General features: G+C 56.5%; 26 protein-coding genes and 1 riboswitch. Of the genes, 9 read left to right on the forward strand and 17 right to left on the reverse strand.

What is annotated here, in order from left to right; all coding sequences use genetic code 11:
- Positions 1-234: 234 nt before the first annotated feature.
- Complete coding sequence (locus tag SynA1562_RS05165) at positions 235-732, reverse strand: early protein (E6) (RefSeq protein WP_186495019.1); 498 nt, start codon at positions 730-732, stop codon at positions 235-237.
- Positions 733-735: 3 nt separating this feature from the next.
- Positions 736-2,112 carry a DUF2130 domain-containing protein gene (locus SynA1562_RS05170; protein WP_186495020.1) on the reverse strand — a complete coding sequence of 459 codons (1,377 nt, stop codon included), beginning with the start codon at positions 2,110-2,112 and terminating at the stop codon, positions 736-738.
- An 86-nt stretch (positions 2,113-2,198) separates the two neighbouring features.
- Here SynA1562_RS05170 and SynA1562_RS05175 point away from each other — a divergent pair, with 86 nt between their 5' ends.
- The gene (locus SynA1562_RS05175; protein ID WP_186495021.1) at positions 2,199-2,339 is read left to right on the forward strand and encodes a hypothetical protein; all 141 of its coding nucleotides are present in this window, start codon (positions 2,199-2,201) and stop codon (positions 2,337-2,339) included.
- 7 nt (positions 2,340-2,346) lie between these two features.
- Here the strand turns inward: SynA1562_RS05175 and SynA1562_RS05180 are convergent, their stop codons facing one another.
- Entirely contained in the window at positions 2,347-2,748 is a 402-nt protein-coding gene (locus SynA1562_RS05180) for a DUF1499 domain-containing protein (RefSeq protein ID WP_186495022.1), read from the reverse strand.
- Positions 2,745-2,921 (reverse strand): hypothetical protein, encoded by a 177-nt coding sequence (locus SynA1562_RS05185; RefSeq protein WP_186495459.1) that lies wholly within the window; start codon positions 2,919-2,921, stop codon positions 2,745-2,747. The genes SynA1562_RS05180 and SynA1562_RS05185 overlap by 4 nt, the downstream gene beginning before the upstream one ends.
- Before the next feature lie 24 nt (positions 2,922-2,945).
- On the opposite strand from SynA1562_RS05185, the gene SynA1562_RS05190 reads away from it, so the two are divergent.
- A complete protein-coding gene (locus tag SynA1562_RS05190) occupies positions 2,946-3,122 on the forward strand; it encodes a hypothetical protein (protein WP_186495023.1) in 177 nt (58 codons plus the stop codon).
- Between the two features lie 3 nt (positions 3,123-3,125).
- Here SynA1562_RS05190 and SynA1562_RS05195 read toward each other — a convergent pair whose 3' ends face one another.
- Positions 3,126-3,284, reverse strand: a complete 159-nt coding sequence (locus SynA1562_RS05195; RefSeq protein WP_186495024.1) for a hypothetical protein — start codon at positions 3,282-3,284, stop codon at positions 3,126-3,128.
- A 437-nt stretch (positions 3,285-3,721) separates the two neighbouring features.
- Between SynA1562_RS05195 and SynA1562_RS05200 the strand changes: the two genes are divergently transcribed.
- Positions 3,722-3,883: a hypothetical protein gene (locus tag SynA1562_RS05200; RefSeq protein ID WP_186495025.1), complete on the forward strand. Its 162-nt coding sequence runs from the start codon at positions 3,722-3,724 to the stop codon at positions 3,881-3,883.
- Between the two features lie 106 nt (positions 3,884-3,989).
- Here SynA1562_RS05200 and SynA1562_RS12995 read toward each other — a convergent pair whose 3' ends face one another.
- The 3 genes from SynA1562_RS12995 to SynA1562_RS05210 are packed head-to-tail and all read right to left on the reverse strand — an operon-like array spanning position 3,990 to position 5,984.
- Positions 3,990-4,112 carry a hypothetical protein gene (locus tag SynA1562_RS12995; RefSeq protein WP_255441949.1) on the reverse strand — a complete coding sequence of 41 codons (123 nt, stop codon included), beginning with the start codon at positions 4,110-4,112 and terminating at the stop codon, positions 3,990-3,992.
- Positions 4,113-4,168: 56 nt separating this feature from the next.
- Complete coding sequence (locus SynA1562_RS05205) at positions 4,169-5,629, reverse strand: glycosyl hydrolase family 57 (RefSeq protein WP_186495026.1); 1,461 nt, start codon at positions 5,627-5,629, stop codon at positions 4,169-4,171.
- Positions 5,630-5,645: 16 nt separating this feature from the next.
- Positions 5,646-5,984, reverse strand: coding sequence for a hypothetical protein (locus SynA1562_RS05210; RefSeq protein ID WP_186495027.1), 339 nt, complete (start codon positions 5,982-5,984; stop codon positions 5,646-5,648).
- A gap of 157 nt (positions 5,985-6,141) precedes the next feature.
- Between SynA1562_RS05210 and SynA1562_RS05215 the strand changes: the two genes are divergently transcribed.
- The 3 genes from SynA1562_RS05215 to SynA1562_RS05225 are packed head-to-tail and all read left to right on the forward strand — an operon-like array spanning position 6,142 to position 7,560.
- Positions 6,142-6,480 (forward strand): phenylpyruvate tautomerase MIF-related protein, encoded by a 339-nt coding sequence (locus tag SynA1562_RS05215; protein WP_038555629.1) that lies wholly within the window; start codon positions 6,142-6,144, stop codon positions 6,478-6,480.
- 37 nt (positions 6,481-6,517) lie between these two features.
- Positions 6,518-6,694: a hypothetical protein gene (locus SynA1562_RS05220; RefSeq protein ID WP_255445747.1), complete on the forward strand. Its 177-nt coding sequence runs from the start codon at positions 6,518-6,520 to the stop codon at positions 6,692-6,694.
- Positions 6,691-7,560 carry a sugar phosphate isomerase/epimerase gene (locus SynA1562_RS05225; RefSeq protein ID WP_186495029.1) on the forward strand — a complete coding sequence of 290 codons (870 nt, stop codon included), beginning with the start codon at positions 6,691-6,693 and terminating at the stop codon, positions 7,558-7,560. The genes SynA1562_RS05220 and SynA1562_RS05225 overlap by 4 nt, the downstream gene beginning before the upstream one ends.
- On the opposite strand, the gene SynA1562_RS05230 is transcribed toward SynA1562_RS05225, so the two are convergent.
- From SynA1562_RS05230 to speB, 7 genes are read right to left on the reverse strand one after another with little or no spacing between them, the layout of a single operon-like run.
- Positions 7,482-8,552, reverse strand: a complete 1,071-nt coding sequence (locus SynA1562_RS05230; protein ID WP_186495030.1) for an aromatic ring-hydroxylating dioxygenase subunit alpha — start codon at positions 8,550-8,552, stop codon at positions 7,482-7,484. The genes SynA1562_RS05225 and SynA1562_RS05230 overlap by 79 nt on opposite strands.
- 22 nt (positions 8,553-8,574) lie before the next feature.
- Positions 8,575-9,330 carry an ABC transporter ATP-binding protein gene (locus tag SynA1562_RS05235; RefSeq protein WP_186495031.1) on the reverse strand — a complete coding sequence of 252 codons (756 nt, stop codon included), beginning with the start codon at positions 9,328-9,330 and terminating at the stop codon, positions 8,575-8,577.
- Between the two features lie 3 nt (positions 9,331-9,333).
- Positions 9,334-10,161, reverse strand: coding sequence for an ABC transporter permease (locus tag SynA1562_RS05240; RefSeq protein ID WP_186495032.1), 828 nt, complete (start codon positions 10,159-10,161; stop codon positions 9,334-9,336).
- Positions 10,161-11,162: an ABC transporter substrate-binding protein gene (locus SynA1562_RS05245; RefSeq protein ID WP_186495033.1), complete on the reverse strand. Its 1,002-nt coding sequence runs from the start codon at positions 11,160-11,162 to the stop codon at positions 10,161-10,163. Before SynA1562_RS05245 ends, SynA1562_RS05240 begins: the two co-directional genes overlap by 1 nt.
- A 38-nt stretch (positions 11,163-11,200) precedes the next feature.
- Entirely contained in the window at positions 11,201-11,905 is a 705-nt protein-coding gene (hypB, locus tag SynA1562_RS05250; RefSeq protein ID WP_186495034.1) for a hydrogenase nickel incorporation protein HypB, read from the reverse strand.
- A gap of 23 nt (positions 11,906-11,928) precedes the next feature.
- Complete coding sequence (locus SynA1562_RS05255) at positions 11,929-12,327, reverse strand: hydrogenase maturation nickel metallochaperone HypA (protein WP_186495035.1); 399 nt, start codon at positions 12,325-12,327, stop codon at positions 11,929-11,931.
- Positions 12,328-12,330: 3 nt separating this feature from the next.
- The gene (gene speB, locus SynA1562_RS05260; protein WP_186495036.1) at positions 12,331-13,521 is read right to left on the reverse strand and encodes an agmatinase; all 1,191 of its coding nucleotides are present in this window, start codon (positions 13,519-13,521) and stop codon (positions 12,331-12,333) included.
- A 26-nt stretch (positions 13,522-13,547) separates the two neighbouring features.
- A riboswitch (guanidine-I (ykkC/yxkD leader) is annotated at positions 13,548-13,648 on the reverse strand.
- A gap of 175 nt (positions 13,649-13,823) precedes the next feature.
- Between speB and SynA1562_RS05265 the strand changes: the two genes are divergently transcribed.
- A complete protein-coding gene (locus SynA1562_RS05265; RefSeq protein WP_186495037.1) occupies positions 13,824-13,988 on the forward strand; it encodes a hypothetical protein in 165 nt (54 codons plus the stop codon).
- 135 nt (positions 13,989-14,123) lie between these two features.
- Here the strand turns inward: SynA1562_RS05265 and SynA1562_RS05270 are convergent, their stop codons facing one another.
- Both SynA1562_RS05270 and SynA1562_RS05275 read right to left on the reverse strand, forming a co-directional pair.
- Positions 14,124-14,288: a hypothetical protein gene (locus SynA1562_RS05270; RefSeq protein ID WP_170951296.1), complete on the reverse strand. Its 165-nt coding sequence runs from the start codon at positions 14,286-14,288 to the stop codon at positions 14,124-14,126.
- 304 nt (positions 14,289-14,592) lie between these two features.
- Positions 14,593-14,748, reverse strand: coding sequence for a hypothetical protein (locus tag SynA1562_RS05275; protein WP_156783014.1), 156 nt, complete (start codon positions 14,746-14,748; stop codon positions 14,593-14,595).
- A gap of 98 nt (positions 14,749-14,846) precedes the next feature.
- On the opposite strand from SynA1562_RS05275, the gene SynA1562_RS05280 reads away from it, so the two are divergent.
- Both SynA1562_RS05280 and SynA1562_RS05285 read left to right on the forward strand, forming a co-directional pair.
- Positions 14,847-15,173: a hypothetical protein gene (locus SynA1562_RS05280; protein WP_255445749.1), complete on the forward strand. Its 327-nt coding sequence runs from the start codon at positions 14,847-14,849 to the stop codon at positions 15,171-15,173.
- 482 nt (positions 15,174-15,655) lie between these two features.
- Complete coding sequence (locus SynA1562_RS05285; protein ID WP_255445750.1) at positions 15,656-15,889, forward strand: hypothetical protein; 234 nt, start codon at positions 15,656-15,658, stop codon at positions 15,887-15,889.
- The last annotated feature ends 7 nt before the right edge of the window (positions 15,890-15,896 follow it).

The raw sequence follows: 15,896 nt of genomic DNA on the forward strand, positions 1-15,896 counted from the left end.
ATGAGTATTTGAACTCACTCCTGCGGGACGGTAGTGCTGATGACTTTTTGTAAAGTTAAATCCGTTAGTGTCATTACAAATATAAAGAACCCGTGGAAATACTTGTTATGGCGGCCGTTTTTGTGCCCCTTTCTGCTCTCGTGATGAATGCATTTTCCGGTGATTCGGAAGACGATTTCGATTTCCTCTGAATGGAAGCAAAGCTCCTGGCGATGTTGGCCTTTGGTGCCGCAGTTATGACCCTCTGGGCTTGGTTGATGGCGAATCTGCCGCGGATGGCGTCTGACCGGAACAAGCCAGACAACCGCCGTTGATTCGGTACGGCGCTAAGTGTCCACGAAGACAGGTTGTGCCACGGAAGAAGAGTTTTTGCCCTAGTTCGCGCGCGTGGGCATCAGTGAGCGGTAGAGATAGCCAGCGTTCGGGAACCTGACCCTTCAGTTGTGATCTTGCTTCAAGCGCTGACTGGCGGCGTTGTTTTTCTTCGCGATCGTTTTTGCGATACACCCCTTCAATCTGTAATTCGCGGGCACAGGTTTCACAGGCATTCACGGTGGGCTTGCGGCGGGCCGTGTTCAGCGACAACTTGTCGCTGGGAACTTCCCGCTCGGCCCCGCAGCTGCAGCGGCACCACCAGAAGGAGTTTCCTGCTTTGGTTCGCCGTTCGGATGCGCGCACCACGGTGAGTTTGCCGTAAACCTCGCCAATGCGGTTGCGTGGACTGGATGGCATTGGTCAGGCGGATTTCTGATCAGAGGCGTTGTTTAAGTCGGCAAACTTGGCTGCCATCGTTGGATTGCGTCGGGTCAACTTTTTAACGGTCACATCCTGTGCCTTGTCATTGGCAAGCCGCAGGTTTCGATCAGCACCCATCAGTGCATCCTTGGTTTTTTGCAGGTGATCGATCGACTTATCGATTTCATCGATTGCCGTTTGGAAACGTCTGGAGGCGAGGTCGTAGTTGCGGGAAAAGGCCGTTTTGAAGGTTTCCAGGTCGTTCTCGAAGTTGGTGACATCGATGTTCTGGGCTTTTACCAGAGCCAGTTCAGCCTTGTATTCCAGAGATTTCATGGCTGCATTGCGGAGCAATGTGATGAATGGAATGAAGAATTGTGGGCGAATGATATAGGTTTTAGGGAAGCGATGAGATACATCAACGATGCCTGAATTGTAAAGCTCATTTTCAGGCTCCAACAGGGAGACGAGCACTGCATACTCGCAATTTTTTTCGTTCCTGTCCTTGTTTAGCTCTTTGAGGAAGTCTTCATTTTTCTTCTTGGTCGCCGTTGTATCGGCCTCGTTTTTCATCTCAAACATGATCGAGATGATTTCGTTGTTGTGGTCGTCCTGGTCGCGGAAGATGTAGTCACCCTTGCTTCCACTGCGCGCGTCGTTGTCTTTTTCGAAATAGGCCTTCGGAAAAGCGGCTGCACGAATCCTGTTGAATTCGGTTTCGCAGTGTTGTTCGAGGGTTTCCCCCACCATTTTGGTGGAGAGCCGTGCCTTCATGTCGCGCAAGCGTTCAATGGCCTGATCCCGCTCACTGAGCTGGGCTTCGTAGCGATCCTTCAGTGATTGAGATTCCAGCTGATGCTTCAGTTCTGCTTCCTTCAAGCCGCTTTGAAGTGCATCCCGTTGTTTCTCCACGGAATTCACCGCTTCATTCACGGCCAGCTGGCGTTGCATGGCCCCGGCCTGGAGCTGCGCTTGCAAATCTCTCACCTCATTGTCTTTTTGCAGCGTCATCGCCTGCATTTCTTTGGCGAATTTGGTTTCGGCTAGGCGTAGTTCTGTAGCCTGCTGCTCGCGCATTTGCTGGAGTTCAGTGGCAATGCGATCCCGCTGCTTCTCCGCTTTGTTCACGGCATCCTTAATCGCCAGTTCTTGATGCATTGCACTTTGCTTGAGTTGTGCCTCAAGCGTTTGCATTTCCCTGTCTTTTTTGGCAATGGCCAACTCGATGGCGTTTCGTTTGTCCTGTTCCGCCAGGGCGAGCCGCTTGTTCAGTTGCTGCTCGAAATCTCGATCCCTCACCTGTTTGAGGATGTCGGCATACCCGGCTTCATCCACCTTGAAGGCTGTGTTGCAGTGAGGGCAGATGATGTCGTGCATGTCTGACGATTTGTGTTGAACGTACGCGCTACGTGCTGGGATTTTATCGGCTCTGGCTAACACGAGATCAGCTCACGGTTCATGCCATGCCCGATTGGATCGATCCACGTTCACTGCTCGACACACTGATCATCGTCAGCATCGTGGCCCTGGCTGCCGTCGGATTCGTCGTTGGCATAAAGCAGATGATCATTGATCTGAGCAACCTGCGTCGCGCCAAGGTTTAAGCCAGCGTCAGCCTTTCAGCCTGGATTGCAGCGCCGCCAGTCTTGCGGCGTTCACACCAAGATCCGAGTCGCCGAGGCGCGACTCGGATCTTGCCTGGATCCGGTTGTTATCGCGATCAGCAAACAGTTCGAGGTCGTCCACAAAACCAAAGAATGCGCTGCTGGCCTCGGCATGGAGGTAGGTCACGGTTTGATCCATGACAACCGTCCTCGGCGTCTCCTGCACCAACTCACTCAGCCTGTTGAATTCAGCCATCGTGTTGGAGCTTTCCCAGGTTTGGTTGGAACAGTGAGCTGTTGTCGGGCAGTCGCGTAAAGCCCCGTTGCTGACGCCGAGATCCGCTGGAACGGGGCCAGCAAGATGGAACAGCATCAGTACGGGGGCCAGTAGGCCGGCAAGGAAGGTCACTGGTCTCTGTGGGAATGACCTCTCCAGTTGAGCATCCAAAGCCAGATGCCAAAAAGGGTTCCAACCGGTATTGCGATCACCACCAACTGGCTGATCACGAACTGGCGCACCTCAGGATCCACGGTTGTTTTGATACGGGGGGATGCGGGCAAAAGTCGCGTTCCGTCCGCCATCATGGAGCTCATTGCTGGGCAAAGATGACGAATCCGGGGTGGATTGTGCTCGCGTGGATGGTGGTGGCGCTGGCTTCTGGCTTCAAGTTTTGGTCGATCACGCGCCCCTACCGCAACAAAACTGCTCCCTTGCGTGAGCAAACCGTTGACGAAGCACGTCAGCGCCTGGAACGTCGCTGGAGAAGCGACAGCAAGGTGTGAGACTTATTTCTCGGCGATCACCCAGGCTGTTGCAGCTCTCTGACGCACGTAGAGGTCTGCGAGCTCCCGTGCTAGAGCCTTCAACTGGTCGAGATCGTCCGTGTCGTCGATGGACCGCTTGATCGCTTCAGCTTCGAACTGCTGAGGCAAGCTGAGGTTCATGACTCACATGCATGTCAACCAACTGTAACGAAGCGTTATTTCTGGTGTGGGCTTGCTGCTGCCCGTGAGCGGGCAATCTCCTTTTGCCAAGCCAAAAGCAGATCTTTGCTGATCTCCTGGAGCTGTTTGACGTCGGTCATTGAATTGATATCACGACTGCGCTGTTCGATGTCGAACTGTTGGCCAAGTGTCAGAGCGATGGGCTCCATGGTGACGTCGGCAGATTGAATTCAAAGTATTGACTCGAACCTGTGTTGTCGTAACAACGGGCACGGTTCATTGCCGATGTGTGCTGTTGCAAATTTTGTTTTGATGAAAAAGGATCGCCTTTCATTGTTGATGGATTGATCGTCATCCAGAGCCGATCGCTAGATGTTGACATCACAAACAAAATGATTTCGTGTTGCCTAGATTGAAATGGAGACGTTGGGAGAGCTTTGGACGGTTCCGGACAAAACCTTGAGCGCCGTTATCGCCTGGAAATCTGGAGGGAAACTGTGTATTGGATGCAAACGCGATGCAGCGACCTGGAAGACCTTGATCGTGAGCGTGATGCCGCCTCGATCTACACAGAATTTCGCTTGAAGGGCACGGGCTAAGCGTGAAATCAGTTCTGGGACTCAGCGACGGGCAGGGAAATAGCCACCAGGAGGGCAATTCCGATTTCAGTGGCGGCGATCAGCAGTTCAGTAACAATTCCCATGCTCAATTTCGGTTCTCGTCGATGGGTGGCATGTCACTGGGGCGCATCAGGGCAAACACCACAGCAGCTGTCAACACGATGCCGATACCAACCATGGCGATGATTGCCGTTGTGTAATCGCCCATGGAGCGTGCTCGGATAGCTCTACGTTACACGAATGTAACGCTCTGTAAAGCGCTTCTCAGTTTCGGTTGGGCGTGACTGTGTTCCGGTTCAGCGAATCCTCTCCACGTCGATGGATCTCCCTGGCGTATTCGGTCCATGCCCCTTGCCCCCAGTACCGAAAGCAACTGGTTTCCAGCAGCAGCAGATGCAGTAACGACTCCTGATAAGCCAGGGTGCGGGTGGTGGTGGGGTCTGCGGCGACTGATGGGTCGAACCGCGCATGAAACTGAGCGCTGAGTTGATTCATCGGGCCCAGAACATTCGCGTAACCCTCGACCCAGCTCAGGTTGTTGGTCCAGGACGCACCCTCCATGCTGAAGCTGGTGTCGTCAGCCATGAGTTTGCTGATGGTCTCTTCCAGCCCTTCGGTTGAGGTGTTGTCGCCAAGTTCACTCCAAAGGCGGTGTTGTTGCACCGCCTGGATGGCGGGGAAGTGGTGAGGATCCACTCCGTTGCGCTCCAGAGCCTCCAGGTATTCACTTCCGTTGATGGCCGCGGTGCCTTTGGGGTTGTCACGGATGTGGCGATTGGCCTGCCGGAAAGCCTCTGGAAATTCATTCATCATCACCCCACCGTTTTCTCCATCGGCAATCTGGCTCACCAGTGCTGGCACCTCGACGTCACCAAGACGTTGCCGTTCGCAACCCAATGCCTCGTAATAAGGCTGCATCTGCCCCACAAGTTTGGTGTCAGACCCCTGGGTTTTGATCAGTGCCGTGATGCTGATCTCCTCGCCCCGACTGTTCCTGGCCAGAAGTTGATTGGGAACGAAGCATTGGCTGCGCTGCAGTGGGCTCCCGTCCATGCACTCAACGCTGTGCTCCTGCACCAGGAGCCACTGATATCCCGCTTCCTTAAGGGCTTTGATGAATTCGAAAAGGGTGTCGGGATGGTTGGGTAACGCCATCTCCGGTGGAGAGAACCCTTTGACTCGTTCCAGGGCAGCGCTGCCAAAACTGGCCTCGAACTGCTGTTGCCAGGCGCTGATCTGCAATTTCAGGTCTGGGATGGGTGTGGACGGAGCCACGGCATGGCTCCAAAAGGTTCCAAGCCACTCCACATGCCCCTGCATTAAAGGATCACAGGCGAGGTAGTCGAGTGCATCGCCAATGTCGCGGCGCCCCATCTGCTCGATTCCCCAGAGCAGATTGCCCGAGTAATCGAGCATGATTCTTGGGCTGCAGCCCTCATTGATCAGTTCCGGCAGCAGGTCGGCAAGACGCCGATAGCAGTGGGCGAATGGTTCGGCGTTGTGGTTATCACCCTCATTGGGGTGATCCAGCATGTACTGGAGATGGGAGATCAAGCTCTTGTTCGCTCCCGCTGGCACCGTCGGTTGGTGCATGTGGAGAGCGCAAGCAAAGCCGGAATGCAGGTGTTCAAGATCGATCGCACTGTTCGACCAGACCTGCCGTTGTTTCCGCATCACAGCAGCAACGTCGGCTTCTCGTCCGCTGATCGGTGGACAGCCTGTCATTGCACTCCGCTCGTGATCACCAGCCGGCACGCGGTGTTTGGCGCAGCATGCCTTCCCAATGATCGCGCCAGGTGCGCTGATCGCCAATGCCAGCCAAAAGTTCAACCTCAGCAGGGGCCTGATTCAGCCGATGCCTCCAGCGGGTGATGTCTTCGGCTTGATCAAGCCAGGTGCTCATCACGTCGTGACGAATCGCCTCCCCATCCCAGTGGTGCTGGTCGGCTGTGTTTTGCGACCAGCGCATCAATTCATCCAGGCTCAGTGGTCTGAATCCCATGATTGTCAGACCTGTGATTTGCTCGAGTTCAAAGCGACGCAGAACGTCTCCAAGGCCAAAGAAGTGAAGAAGGATCATTGAGTTGATCACTTTTGCGTGAAATTTATGAGCCTTTTTTGTCCGAATTGTTCAGGTTGATGGTCTTTGCTTTTGGAAATATTTCAATTAGATCAACATCCAGGGCTTGGCACTCATGGCTTGAGAGTGCCAAGCTTCTCCCAGCATTCTTGAGCCGATGCCTCTGATCAATGTGCGCACGTCGCTTCCAGCACTGAAAGACGGATCAGCGTTGTTGCAGGAGCTTTCGTCTGAGTTGGCCAATCAGACGGGCAAGCCGGAGGCTTACGTGATGACGCTTCTGGAGACAGGCGTTCCGATGACCTTCGCCGGCAGTCATGAGCCCTGTGCCTATGTCGAGGTGAAATCGATCGGTGCGCTGCGTCCGCCTGCGATGACAGCTGCGTTCTGTGAGCTGATTCAGGCGAGGACGGGAATCCCCGCCAACCGGGTGTACATCGGGTTTGAGGATGTGCAGGCCAGCTGCTGGGGATGGAACGGCAACACCTTTGGCTGATGCTCTCCCATACTGAGGCCGAGATCGCGCTCTGGTGGTGACAAGCTCTCCTCCCGGCACTCCGGGCAACCCACGTCAAACCACGTTGATCGCATCGTTGCGTGAAAGGTTTCGCTTGGCGGAACAGAACCGTGATGCCAAGGCGAAGCAGGCTCTCTTCCGCGAAGCGATCTATCTCGGCATTCAGCCGCAGGTGATTACGGAAATCCATTGAGCAGCCCCAGGTTGCTGCTGTTCAAAACACTGTGGGGCTGGACTGGGTCCCTTGAACAGGCCTGCTCCTCCGCTGAATGCGAGCGCTTTGATGGCCTTGAGGTGAACCTCGATCACCCTTGTCTTAAGGCTCTTCAGCCTGAAGGGATCCGTCGCTGCCTCTCCGATGCAAAACAGCATCTGATTGTTGAAATTGTTACCGGGGGGGATTACACCCCCGATCTCAACTGCTCTCCATCGCAGCATCTGGATCAAGTTCAGCGCGGCTTGGAGCGAGCCATGGCGCTGGCCCCGCTCAAGATCACTTTGATCACCGGCAGCGATAGCTGGCAAGAAGTTGAGCAGCATCGTTTTCTCGACAGACTTTTGGACAAAATTGATGCGTGTTCGATTCCGGTGACGCTCGAGACGCATCGCAGTCGTTCTCTCTTCAACCCATGGCGCATGCCCGCCTGGCTGGCCCGCCATCCACGGCTTCGGCTCACAGCGGATCTCAGTCACTGGTGTGCGGTATCGGAACGGTTAATGACACCTGAACTCCCCCCCATTCAGGCGGTGGCCGCTCGGGTTGATCACATTCATGCCCGAATCGGCCATGCTCAGGGGCCCTCCGTCAGCCACCCTTTCGCACCGGAATGGGCTGAGGCCCTCGAGAGCCATCGCCGCTGTTGGCAGTTGTTTCTCGATCAAAGCGCGAGGCCCGAACGGCCGATCACGATGACGCCTGAGTTTGGCCCCGATGGCTACATGCCGCTTCAGCCATTCACAGCTGCACCCCTTGCGGATGTTCAGCTCCTCAATGCAGAGATGGCCTCATGGCTGCGTTCCTCAATGCTGTTTCCTGCTGATCCCAACCGTTCTCGATAAAGACCCTGCCAATGCAGGATCCTTCGTTCCAGCTGATGCGGAGGCCCTGGCTGGAAATCCTCTTGATATCCGTGTTGGACTGATTCAACCAAAGCCTTGTCTTCGTCCAGAAAGGTGAGCATGTCCCTCAGCCAGGCGTCGGCTGTGGCTGCATCCATGGCGTCTCTGCCTGCGAACAAGTGCAATTGCATCGTGCAGCGGTCGGGTCGTTCGGGCATGAATTCCAGCCATGCCAACCGCCCGTCTGGCCAGACCAGCAGATGGCTCCATGGCGGCAGCCCGAAGGTAAGGAATCGACCCCCGTCCGGGTGGGGTGTCTCTAGAAGGTTGTTGTGTTGGCTGAAGCGATGGCGGTAATCCCTCACCGGCCCTTGTTCGCGGTGCAGCGTTGTCGGATGGGCAATAGCGACGTGGTAGTCGTCAAGTGTGTTGTCGTGGGCAATCTTCCAATTGCAGGCCAGGCTGCTTCGGCTCAGTCGCAGCAGGGTGGATGCAGTGTTCCAGGCTGCTCCGGCTTCGGTATGAACCAGCTGCAGCTGCTCCTCGAGTGTTAGAGCTTTATCGCTGAAAGCGATCCAGATCAGTGGGCCATCGATGCGGCAGGCAAGCTCTTGCAACCCCCATCCCTGCCGGTCAAAGTCCTGCTCAAAATCGGCTTCACGCGCCGCGGCCAGCAGCTCTCCGCGCAGGTTGTAGGTCCAGCCGTGATAAGGACAAACCAGGCGTCGACAGGACTGCCCCGTTCCTCCGCCTTGTCCAAATGCAACACCGCGATGGGGACAGCGGTTGCGAAAAGCACGTGGATGCTCTCCAGTGGGCCAGGTGAGCAGAAGTGGCTGATCCAGCATGGTGATGGCCAGCACCTCTCCCGGTTGGAGATGGCTGATTGGTGCAACCGGATGCCAGTAGTGGTTGGCATAGGTGTGGATGTCCCATTGATGCATCGCGTCGCCGCGGTACAGCGATGCAGGAAGGAACGTCTGATTCAACACGGCTTCACTTAAGACAGTTCAGTCAGGAAAGTGCCGGCTCCAGCTCCCGCATGGTGGCGGAGAGGGAACGACGCATGGAGAGGAAGTCGCTGCTTAGGCGCAGCTGATCGAGATCGGTTTTGTCGAGATCGACATCGAGGGATCGAGTGATTCGCCCTGGATTTGGGGCAAGCACGTGGACGCGCTGGGCCAGCACCAAAGCCTCTTCCACGTCGTGGGTGATCAGCAGAACGGTCAGGCCTGTTCGTTGCCAGAGCTTGAGCAGGAAGTCCTGCATCGATTCCCGGATCTGTAGATCCAGAGCCCCGAAGGGTTCATCCAGCAGCAGGATGCTGGGGTTGGTGGCGAGGGCCCGGGCGATGGCAACCCTCTGTTGCATTCCGCCCGACAGTTCGCGCGGCAATTTTGTGGCGGCGTCACTAAGGCCAACCACTTCGAGGAAATAGGCGGTTCGCTCCTTGATCTCTGCTGCTTTCATCCGCTGAAGTCGCATCCCGAAGGCAACGTTCTCAGCAGCGTTGAGCCATGGATAAAGGCTGTATTTCTGAAACACCATGCCCCGGTCTGGCCCGGGACCGGTGACTGGGTTGCCGTCAACAGTGATGCTGCCGCTGCTCGGTTGATCCAGACCAGCAATCAGCCGCAGAATCGTGCTCTTCCCGGACCCAGAGCTGCCCACAAAGGCCATGAAGTCTCCGGATTTCATGGAAAACGAAAGGTGATCGAGGATCAATTTCTCCCCGAAACGCTTGCTGAGGTTGTTAACGATCAATTCCAAGGCTCACACCGCCCATTTGCAGCTGAGACGCAGCAACAGCCTGAATCCCATGTCGATGGCGAAGCCGATCAAGCCGAGAACGATCAACTCGGCGAAGATCTGATCGGTGCGGAAAAAGCGCTGAGCCAGCTGGATGCGTTTGCCAAGGCCCACTTCCGCGGCCACCAGCTCAGCCACCACCACAAGGTTCCAGGAGGTTGCGATGTTGATTCGCAAGGTGTCGATGATGCTGGGCAGGCTGTAGCGGGCGACGACTTGCACCAGCACCTGCCGGCTGCGACCACCCAGCGTGAGTGTGGTTTCGATGAGTTCTTTGGGAACGAACTTCACCGCATCCATCACCATCAGGATGTTGAAGTTGATCGTGCCGAGAAAAATCAGAGCGATCTTGGGTTCCTCCCCGATGCCGAGGTAGATGATCAGCAGAGGGATGAATGCCGCTGCAGGCATGTAACGCAGCATGGCGATCAGCGGCTCGCAGATTGCGCAGATCGCTGGGTACACCCCCATGCAGATGCCGATCGGCACCGCCAGAAGTGTGGCGAGAAGAAATCCTCCAAACACGCGGGCGGTGCTGGCCACAATGTCTTGGAAAAGGATTCCGCTCTCGGCCATGGAGGCCAGGGAGCGGAACACGGCCTGCGGAGAGGGAAGGAATTTTTCATCCACCAGTCCGAGGGAAGCGATGGCGGTCCAGAGCAGCAGGGGCACCAGCAGTGATGCCACCTGCAGGCCGCCACGCACGGCCTTGGATGGCATGGCACCAAGGGTGAACAGGGAGAGAAGCCCATTGCTTCTCCCCTTGCGAGCAGCGGCGGCCGTGGCAGTCATCAGGAGGCGGCGACCTTCTTGATGAAGCTGTCGTCAAACAGCTTGCTCATGTCTGGTTTCTCAGGGATGAAGCCCACCGAAACCATGAAGTCGGCCATCGACTTAGCGGCGAACGGCATGAACTTCATTCCCTCACCAGTGCTGAAGGCCTCGAGGTTTTCCTCGATGGAGAAGAAACGGGTGCCGTCTTTGTACTGCTCGTATTCCTCAGTGGGAATGCCGGCACGCTTGGCCATGATCGCCTCGGATTTTTCGGGGTTCTTTTCCATGAACTCGCGAACGTCCCACCAGGTCTTCACGATCTTCTGCACATCGTCGGGGCGCTCCTTGATCAGATCACCGCTGACGGTGAGCAGATCAGGAATGGCACCTGGATACTCCTTGGAGCTGGCGATCACCTGGGCACCTTCTCGCTTCATGGCGGTGCCTGTGTAGGGAGGGAAGGCACCAACTGCATCAACTTGACCGGCCGCGAATGCAGTGGCTGCCTGATCGGTGGGCATGCCTTTGATCACCACGTCGTCGCGGCTTAGGCCCGCATCCTTGAGGGCCAGGCTGAGCAGATAGTCATCGACAACGCCTTCCTCAACAGCAACGGTCTTGCCTTTGAGATCGGCGATGGATGTGATGGAGGCATCGGCAATGATCTGGTCATTGCCAGCAGAGTTGTCGTTAACCAGAACCACCACTTCACCGCCGTTCTCACCCGGCAGGAAAGAAATGGTGTCGTTCAAGGTTTGGGAGTTGCCGTCGATCTTGCCAGCGGCGAAGGTTTCCATCGACTGCACGTAGCCGTCGAACCACTTCATCTCCACATTCACGCCGTTCTTCTCGAACAGCTTTTCCTCCACGGCAATCGCCCAGGGCCACCATCCGGCCCAGTTGCTGTAGCCCAAAACGATCGGGGTGCCACCCACCGTCGGTGTGGAGGGCTTGGAGCAAGCGACAGCCAGCACGATGGCGAGGCCGGCGAAGAGAAGGTTGCGCAGTTGTTTTGTCATGGCATGGGCGGGAGGAACAAGACGTTGAATTGATCTGCTCAGGCGGTGGCCAGAGCAGGGGTTGTGGTGGTCCGGCTGGCGAGGGCTTGCCGCACCCAGATGTGCCAGGCATCCAGGCCTTCACCTGTCAGGGCGGAGACCTCGATCACCGTGGCGTTGGGATTGATGCTGTGGATGTTGCGGCGGATCGCTGCCACATCCACAGGCAGGTGGGGCAGAAGATCCACCTTGGTGATCAGCACCACATCCGCGTTGCGGAACATCAGGGGGTACTTGAGCGGCTTGTCATCGCCCTCGGTCACGCTGAGCAACGCCACTTTGTGGTGTTCCCCAACGTCAAATTCCGCAGGGCAGACCAGGTTGCCCACGTTCTCCACGAGCAGTAAATCCAGCGCGGAAGGATCGAGCCGTTGTTGCAGCAACTTCAGGCCACCACTCACCATGGCCGCATCAAGGTGGCAGGCTCTGCCTGTGGTGATGGGCACCACCGGGATGCCAACAGTTTCCAAGCGGTCGGCATCCAGGTGAGTGGTCATGTCGCCTTCCAGCACGGCCATGCTGAGTTCGCGAGCCAAGGCTGGGAGGGACTGTTCGAGCAGGGCGGTTTTCCCTGCGCCTGGGCTGCTCATCAGGTTGAGGCAAAGCAGATCCCAGCTCTGGAAATGCTCGTTGTTGTGTTCGGCCTGATGGTTGTTGGCCGCAAGCAGATTGAGGCCGAGGGTGTCCTCAAGAGGCATATGCATGGCAAAAGAGGGGGGTATTGGTTTCAGCGTTGACGCTGGATTGGAGCGGACTCAAGGGCAGCGGCGGCATCGCTGCGGTAATCGATGCTGCGGATGCGCAATTCCCTACCGCTGACGATCTCCTCAAGCGGGTTATCGCAGCAGGGAGAGCGATAGGCGTTTTCGGGCACAGGGTCGTAGGTGCCGTTGCAGATCAAGCAGCGGCCCACAAAGGGGATTTCCGTGATCGTGAGCCGGGATCCATCCAGCCAGGTGCCCTGCACCGCAGCGTTGTAAGTGGTCACCAGCTGATCGGGTTCAACGCAGGTGAATCGCCCCACATCGAGATGAACGGTTTCGACCATCGCAGAGGTGTCTTCGCGACGGTCGCGCCATTCATTCAGGGAGATCAGCAGGCACTTGGTCATGTCGACTTCATGCATGGCCTATCTCCACTTCTGATCAACGTTCATGTTGCAGGTGTCGCTGATCCACTCCGGCTTCTCTTTGCGGGGCAACTGACCGCTCACCACAAGGTGGGCCATGGTGTCGCAAATCACCCGGGTGGCCATCAGGGAGGTCATGTCACTGATGTCGTAGGGAGGTGAAACCTCAACGATTTCCAAGCCGCAGACGGGAACGTTGCGCACGATCAGCTCGAGCAGCTTGAGCGCTTCTCGCGGCATCAGGCCACCGGGCTCAGGCCAGCCAGTTCCCGGCACGAAGCCGGCATCGATGCAGTCAATGTCGAAGGAGATGTAGACGCAGTCCGTGCCATCGGTGGCTCGTTCAATGGCGTACTGGGCTGCGGCTTCCAGTCCCATTTCAGTGATATCGGTCACCGTGAGCACATTGGTGCCCCGCTCCCTGCAGACCTTGACGCCCTCGCGAGGCACTTGCCAACCACCAATGCCCAGCTGCACCAGGTTTTCTGCCGGGGCGTTGGCCATGTTCGTGGCATGGAACCAAGGGCAGGTGTGCATCCGCTCATCAAGGTCGATCTCCTGGGTGTCGACGTGGCGATCGAAATGGATGATTCCCACTTTTTTGTCGCCGAGATGGCGACACACCCCACGCACCGTGGGGAAACCGATCGAGTGGTCGCCACCGAGGATGATCGGGAAGGCGCCGCTCGAGAAGACGTGGGCGATGCCTTTGGAGATCTGATCGAAACTCTTTTCGTTGTTGGCCGGGATCGTGAAGATGTCACCCACATCGCAGAGGGTGATCTGTTCACGCAGGTCGACCCCCATTTCGTAGTTGTAAGGCGTGTAAAGCGCTGAAATTCGTCGGATCCCCTGGGGGCCGAAGCGCGTTCCGGGCCGGTAGGTGGTGCCGCAGTCGTGGGGTACACCAACGATGGCGACGTCGTAGTTGCCCACCTGGTTCACATCTTCCAAGTAGGGCCCCTTCATGAAGGTGTTGATGCCGGCGAAATGCGGCAGCTCGCCTCTAGAGAAGGTGGAGATGTTGCGGTCAACAATGCTTTCGGCGGCTTCAAGCCCGAAGCGTTTGGCTTGGTCAACTTCTTGCTGCCAGCCAGTGAGTGGAAGCTTGCGTTCCTTCTCGAGTGCCTGCATGCCTTCGCTGGGATGCGAACGCTGGAAGGCCCCTGAAGGGTCCGATGGGGATGACATCAAACAAGGGAGTGTGCGTTGAGGCGGTCTCCCGGGCTTTTGTCCCTCCGTGCAACCGGCAAGGCCGGTGGAAACCTCTTGGACCAGGCATCCCCGTGAAGAGATCGGAACCCTAGGTTTCATCCGCAATTTCACTGTCTGCGGCTTTGATGCTCTGCGGAGTGTGAACCGCTACAAATGATTGGTGTGGCTGATTTTGCAGAAGATGGCTGTTGGGTAACAACAGCTGCTAACAGCAGGTAACAAGCCAATTCGCGTTGTCAATCGTGCTGCTTAGCGTTTGCTCAGCACGAATGATTGCTGTGAGTGAATCCTTCGGTGGTCTGCCTAATAAAGAGTTGAGTTCCGGTGTGTCGCAGTGGTGGCGCGAACGGGTTCAACATCTAATTGATTGCGGCAGGGCTGAGGATGCCCGCTGCCTTTACCTGGAGTTCGGGGAGGACACTGCAGGAACGCTGGGCTTCTGAAAAACCCGCATAAAAAAGGAGGGTTCCCTAGGCCCTCCTGGAGTCGACGCATTACCCCTCACCGGGGTGCATCAAGTGTTACGTGCTGAACACTCAAGCGCTGTAAGTGTTGATACTTATTCCTGGCCCCATCAATCAACTTAAGGATTGTTCCTGACGCCGCAGAATTTCATAGGCTTGCCATAGACCTTCAACGTCAGAGCACACCGCATGTCGGTTGCAGACGCGGTAGCGGCCCTGGCCGATGGCATCAATGGTGGTGCCTTTGGAAGTGGCACAGATGCGACTGATGCTCTCCATGGGATTCGCTCAGTGGATCAATGATCTACAGCCGTGAGGGGGCGGTATGCACATCTGATTTGCAGTTCTAAATCTCTTCTGCGGGAGAAAAGATCCATGGCTAAGTGCTCATCGCCATAAAAAAAACCGGGCCAGGCCCGGTTTTGTTCAGCTTTTGCTGGCGTTTTGAACGCTCAGGCTTTGGAAGGCTTGGTGGTGAGTGCAGCAGACATGGCGGAAGCCAGGAGCACGCATCCGGCGACGGCGAGGAAACCCATGGTTCAGGGGGGAGGGAACGACCTAAGCATCATTCCCACAGTTGGTGTCAGCTTTTGTTGCTGTTGGCACGGAATTCGGAAGAACCTTGTTTCCGACCGGTCTCGGCCGTTTTCAGAGGCATCTCCTGGCGATCGAGACAGGTGGAGCACAGCAGTTTCCCTTTGTTGCGCCAGTACGCCGCCATCGAGCGTTCGATGCGCATGGAGCACCCTTCACAGCGAAATAACGGCATCGACGGCTCCGCGACGCAGCCCTTCTAACGCAACAGTGCGGTTGAACCGGTGTTCTCTGTGACGATGGGTGCGCTTTGCTCGCCCCAGCCTTGTGATGCAGGCCTTTCACGTGTTGCCGCTCATCCTGATGGTGCCTGTCGCTTCTGCCTCAACGGCGTTTCAGCCCTTGGATCGGGTGGAGGGTTGGTTGATCGAGCGACGTCTGGACGACAGCCAAGATCCGATCTGCCGTGCGTCTGTGCCAGGACCTGGCACCTGGTTCTCTGCACGGGTTCATCTGGATCAGGACGACGAGATGGTGGTGCCTGCCGGGCTGCATCGGCCAGACGAAACGGGGCTGAAGGCTGTGCGTGATGCGCTCCAGCGCTGTCGCGCCAGTGTTCTCTATTTGTAGTGGTTAAAGCTTTGTGGCTGGGGGAGCTGCTGCTCTGAAATCGGGCTATGAAATCAGAGTCGGCAGTTGCAAAATCGTCGACTCCTCACACCACCCGAGCCTCCGCCCAGCGCGGGGGCTTTTTTTGACCGATCCCGAAAACCATCTTTTGTTTTTGTGCTCAGCAAAAGTTTTGCGGTTGTGATGTTTTTAACCGCTTGATCTCTGATGTATTGCATCGAGAGGCTTGATCATGGAGGGCAGTGGATCCAAGAGATCTGCTTCAAAACGGAGTTCAAAGCCTTCGTGAACGCCCGCACCAAATCACGCGCCACCTTGAAGACCTACCGCGTGGTGCATGCCACCTGGAATCAGGTGGTCACCGTTGTGCAGGGATCAGCTGAATCCCATTGATCTGCCTTGCTTTGGGTTCATTCTTTCCGTTGTGATCCCGAAGACTTCAAGTCACTTCTGGGGATGCGGAATGTCCTGAGCCATAACCGGTGGCCCAGGCGTCTGTGGGCATGATCCTCACGCGATATCTCAGCAGTGAAGGTTGGGTGGAGGAGTGTTCCCATGCCAACGCTTTTGATGCCTACATCGACGCACGGCGGCGCTGCGTGCTCCGAGGCTGCCCATACCTGCTGGTGGATGCAGAGACCGGCGGTACGGTTTCAGTACTCACTGTGAAACAGTGTTTGCATCAGTACGGCGTCGAGGGGGATTTTTCGGCGTGATCGCGTT

Source organism: Synechococcus sp. A15-62, assembly GCF_014280075.1.
Classification (GTDB): domain Bacteria; phylum Cyanobacteriota; class Cyanobacteriia; order PCC-6307; family Cyanobiaceae; genus Parasynechococcus.

Coding starts and splice junctions, on each gene's coding strand:
- SynA1562_RS05270 (WP_170951296.1), bottom strand. CDS start 14,288: ATGGAGAGCATCAGTCGCATCTGTGCCACTTCCAAAGGCACCACCATT.
- speB (WP_186495036.1), bottom strand. CDS start 13,521: ATGTCATCCCCATCGGACCCTTCAGGGGCCTTCCAGCGTTCGCATCCC.
- SynA1562_RS05170 (WP_186495020.1), bottom strand. CDS start 2,112: ATGCACGACATCATCTGCCCTCACTGCAACACAGCCTTCAAGGTGGAT.
- SynA1562_RS12995 (WP_255441949.1), bottom strand. CDS start 4,112: ATGGGCGATTACACAACGGCAATCATCGCCATGGTTGGTATCGGCATC.
- SynA1562_RS05240 (WP_186495032.1), bottom strand. CDS start 10,161: ATGACTGCCACGGCCGCCGCTGCTCGCAAGGGGAGAAGCAATGGGCTT.
- hypB (WP_186495034.1), bottom strand. CDS start 11,905: ATGCATATGCCTCTTGAGGACACCCTCGGCCTCAATCTGCTTGCGGCC.
- SynA1562_RS05195 (WP_186495024.1), bottom strand. CDS start 3,284: ATGAACCTCAGCTTGCCTCAGCAGTTCGAAGCTGAAGCGATCAAGCGG.
- SynA1562_RS05165 (WP_186495019.1), bottom strand. CDS start 732: ATGCCATCCAGTCCACGCAACCGCATTGGCGAGGTTTACGGCAAACTC.
- SynA1562_RS05190 (WP_186495023.1), top strand. CDS start 2,946: ATGACGAATCCGGGGTGGATTGTGCTCGCGTGGATGGTGGTGGCGCTG.
- SynA1562_RS05245 (WP_186495033.1), bottom strand. CDS start 11,162: ATGACAAAACAACTGCGCAACCTTCTCTTCGCCGGCCTCGCCATCGTG.
- SynA1562_RS05205 (WP_186495026.1), bottom strand. CDS start 5,629: ATGACAGGCTGTCCACCGATCAGCGGACGAGAAGCCGACGTTGCTGCT.
- SynA1562_RS05275 (WP_156783014.1), bottom strand. CDS start 14,748: ATGCGCATCGAACGCTCGATGGCGGCGTACTGGCGCAACAAAGGGAAA.
- SynA1562_RS05255 (WP_186495035.1), bottom strand. CDS start 12,327: ATGCATGAAGTCGACATGACCAAGTGCCTGCTGATCTCCCTGAATGAA.
- SynA1562_RS05185 (WP_186495459.1), bottom strand. CDS start 2,921: ATGGCGGACGGAACGCGACTTTTGCCCGCATCCCCCCGTATCAAAACA.
- SynA1562_RS05175 (WP_186495021.1), top strand. CDS start 2,199: ATGCCCGATTGGATCGATCCACGTTCACTGCTCGACACACTGATCATC.
- SynA1562_RS05210 (WP_186495027.1), bottom strand. CDS start 5,984: ATGATCCTTCTTCACTTCTTTGGCCTTGGAGACGTTCTGCGTCGCTTT.
- SynA1562_RS05215 (WP_038555629.1), top strand. CDS start 6,142: ATGCCTCTGATCAATGTGCGCACGTCGCTTCCAGCACTGAAAGACGGA.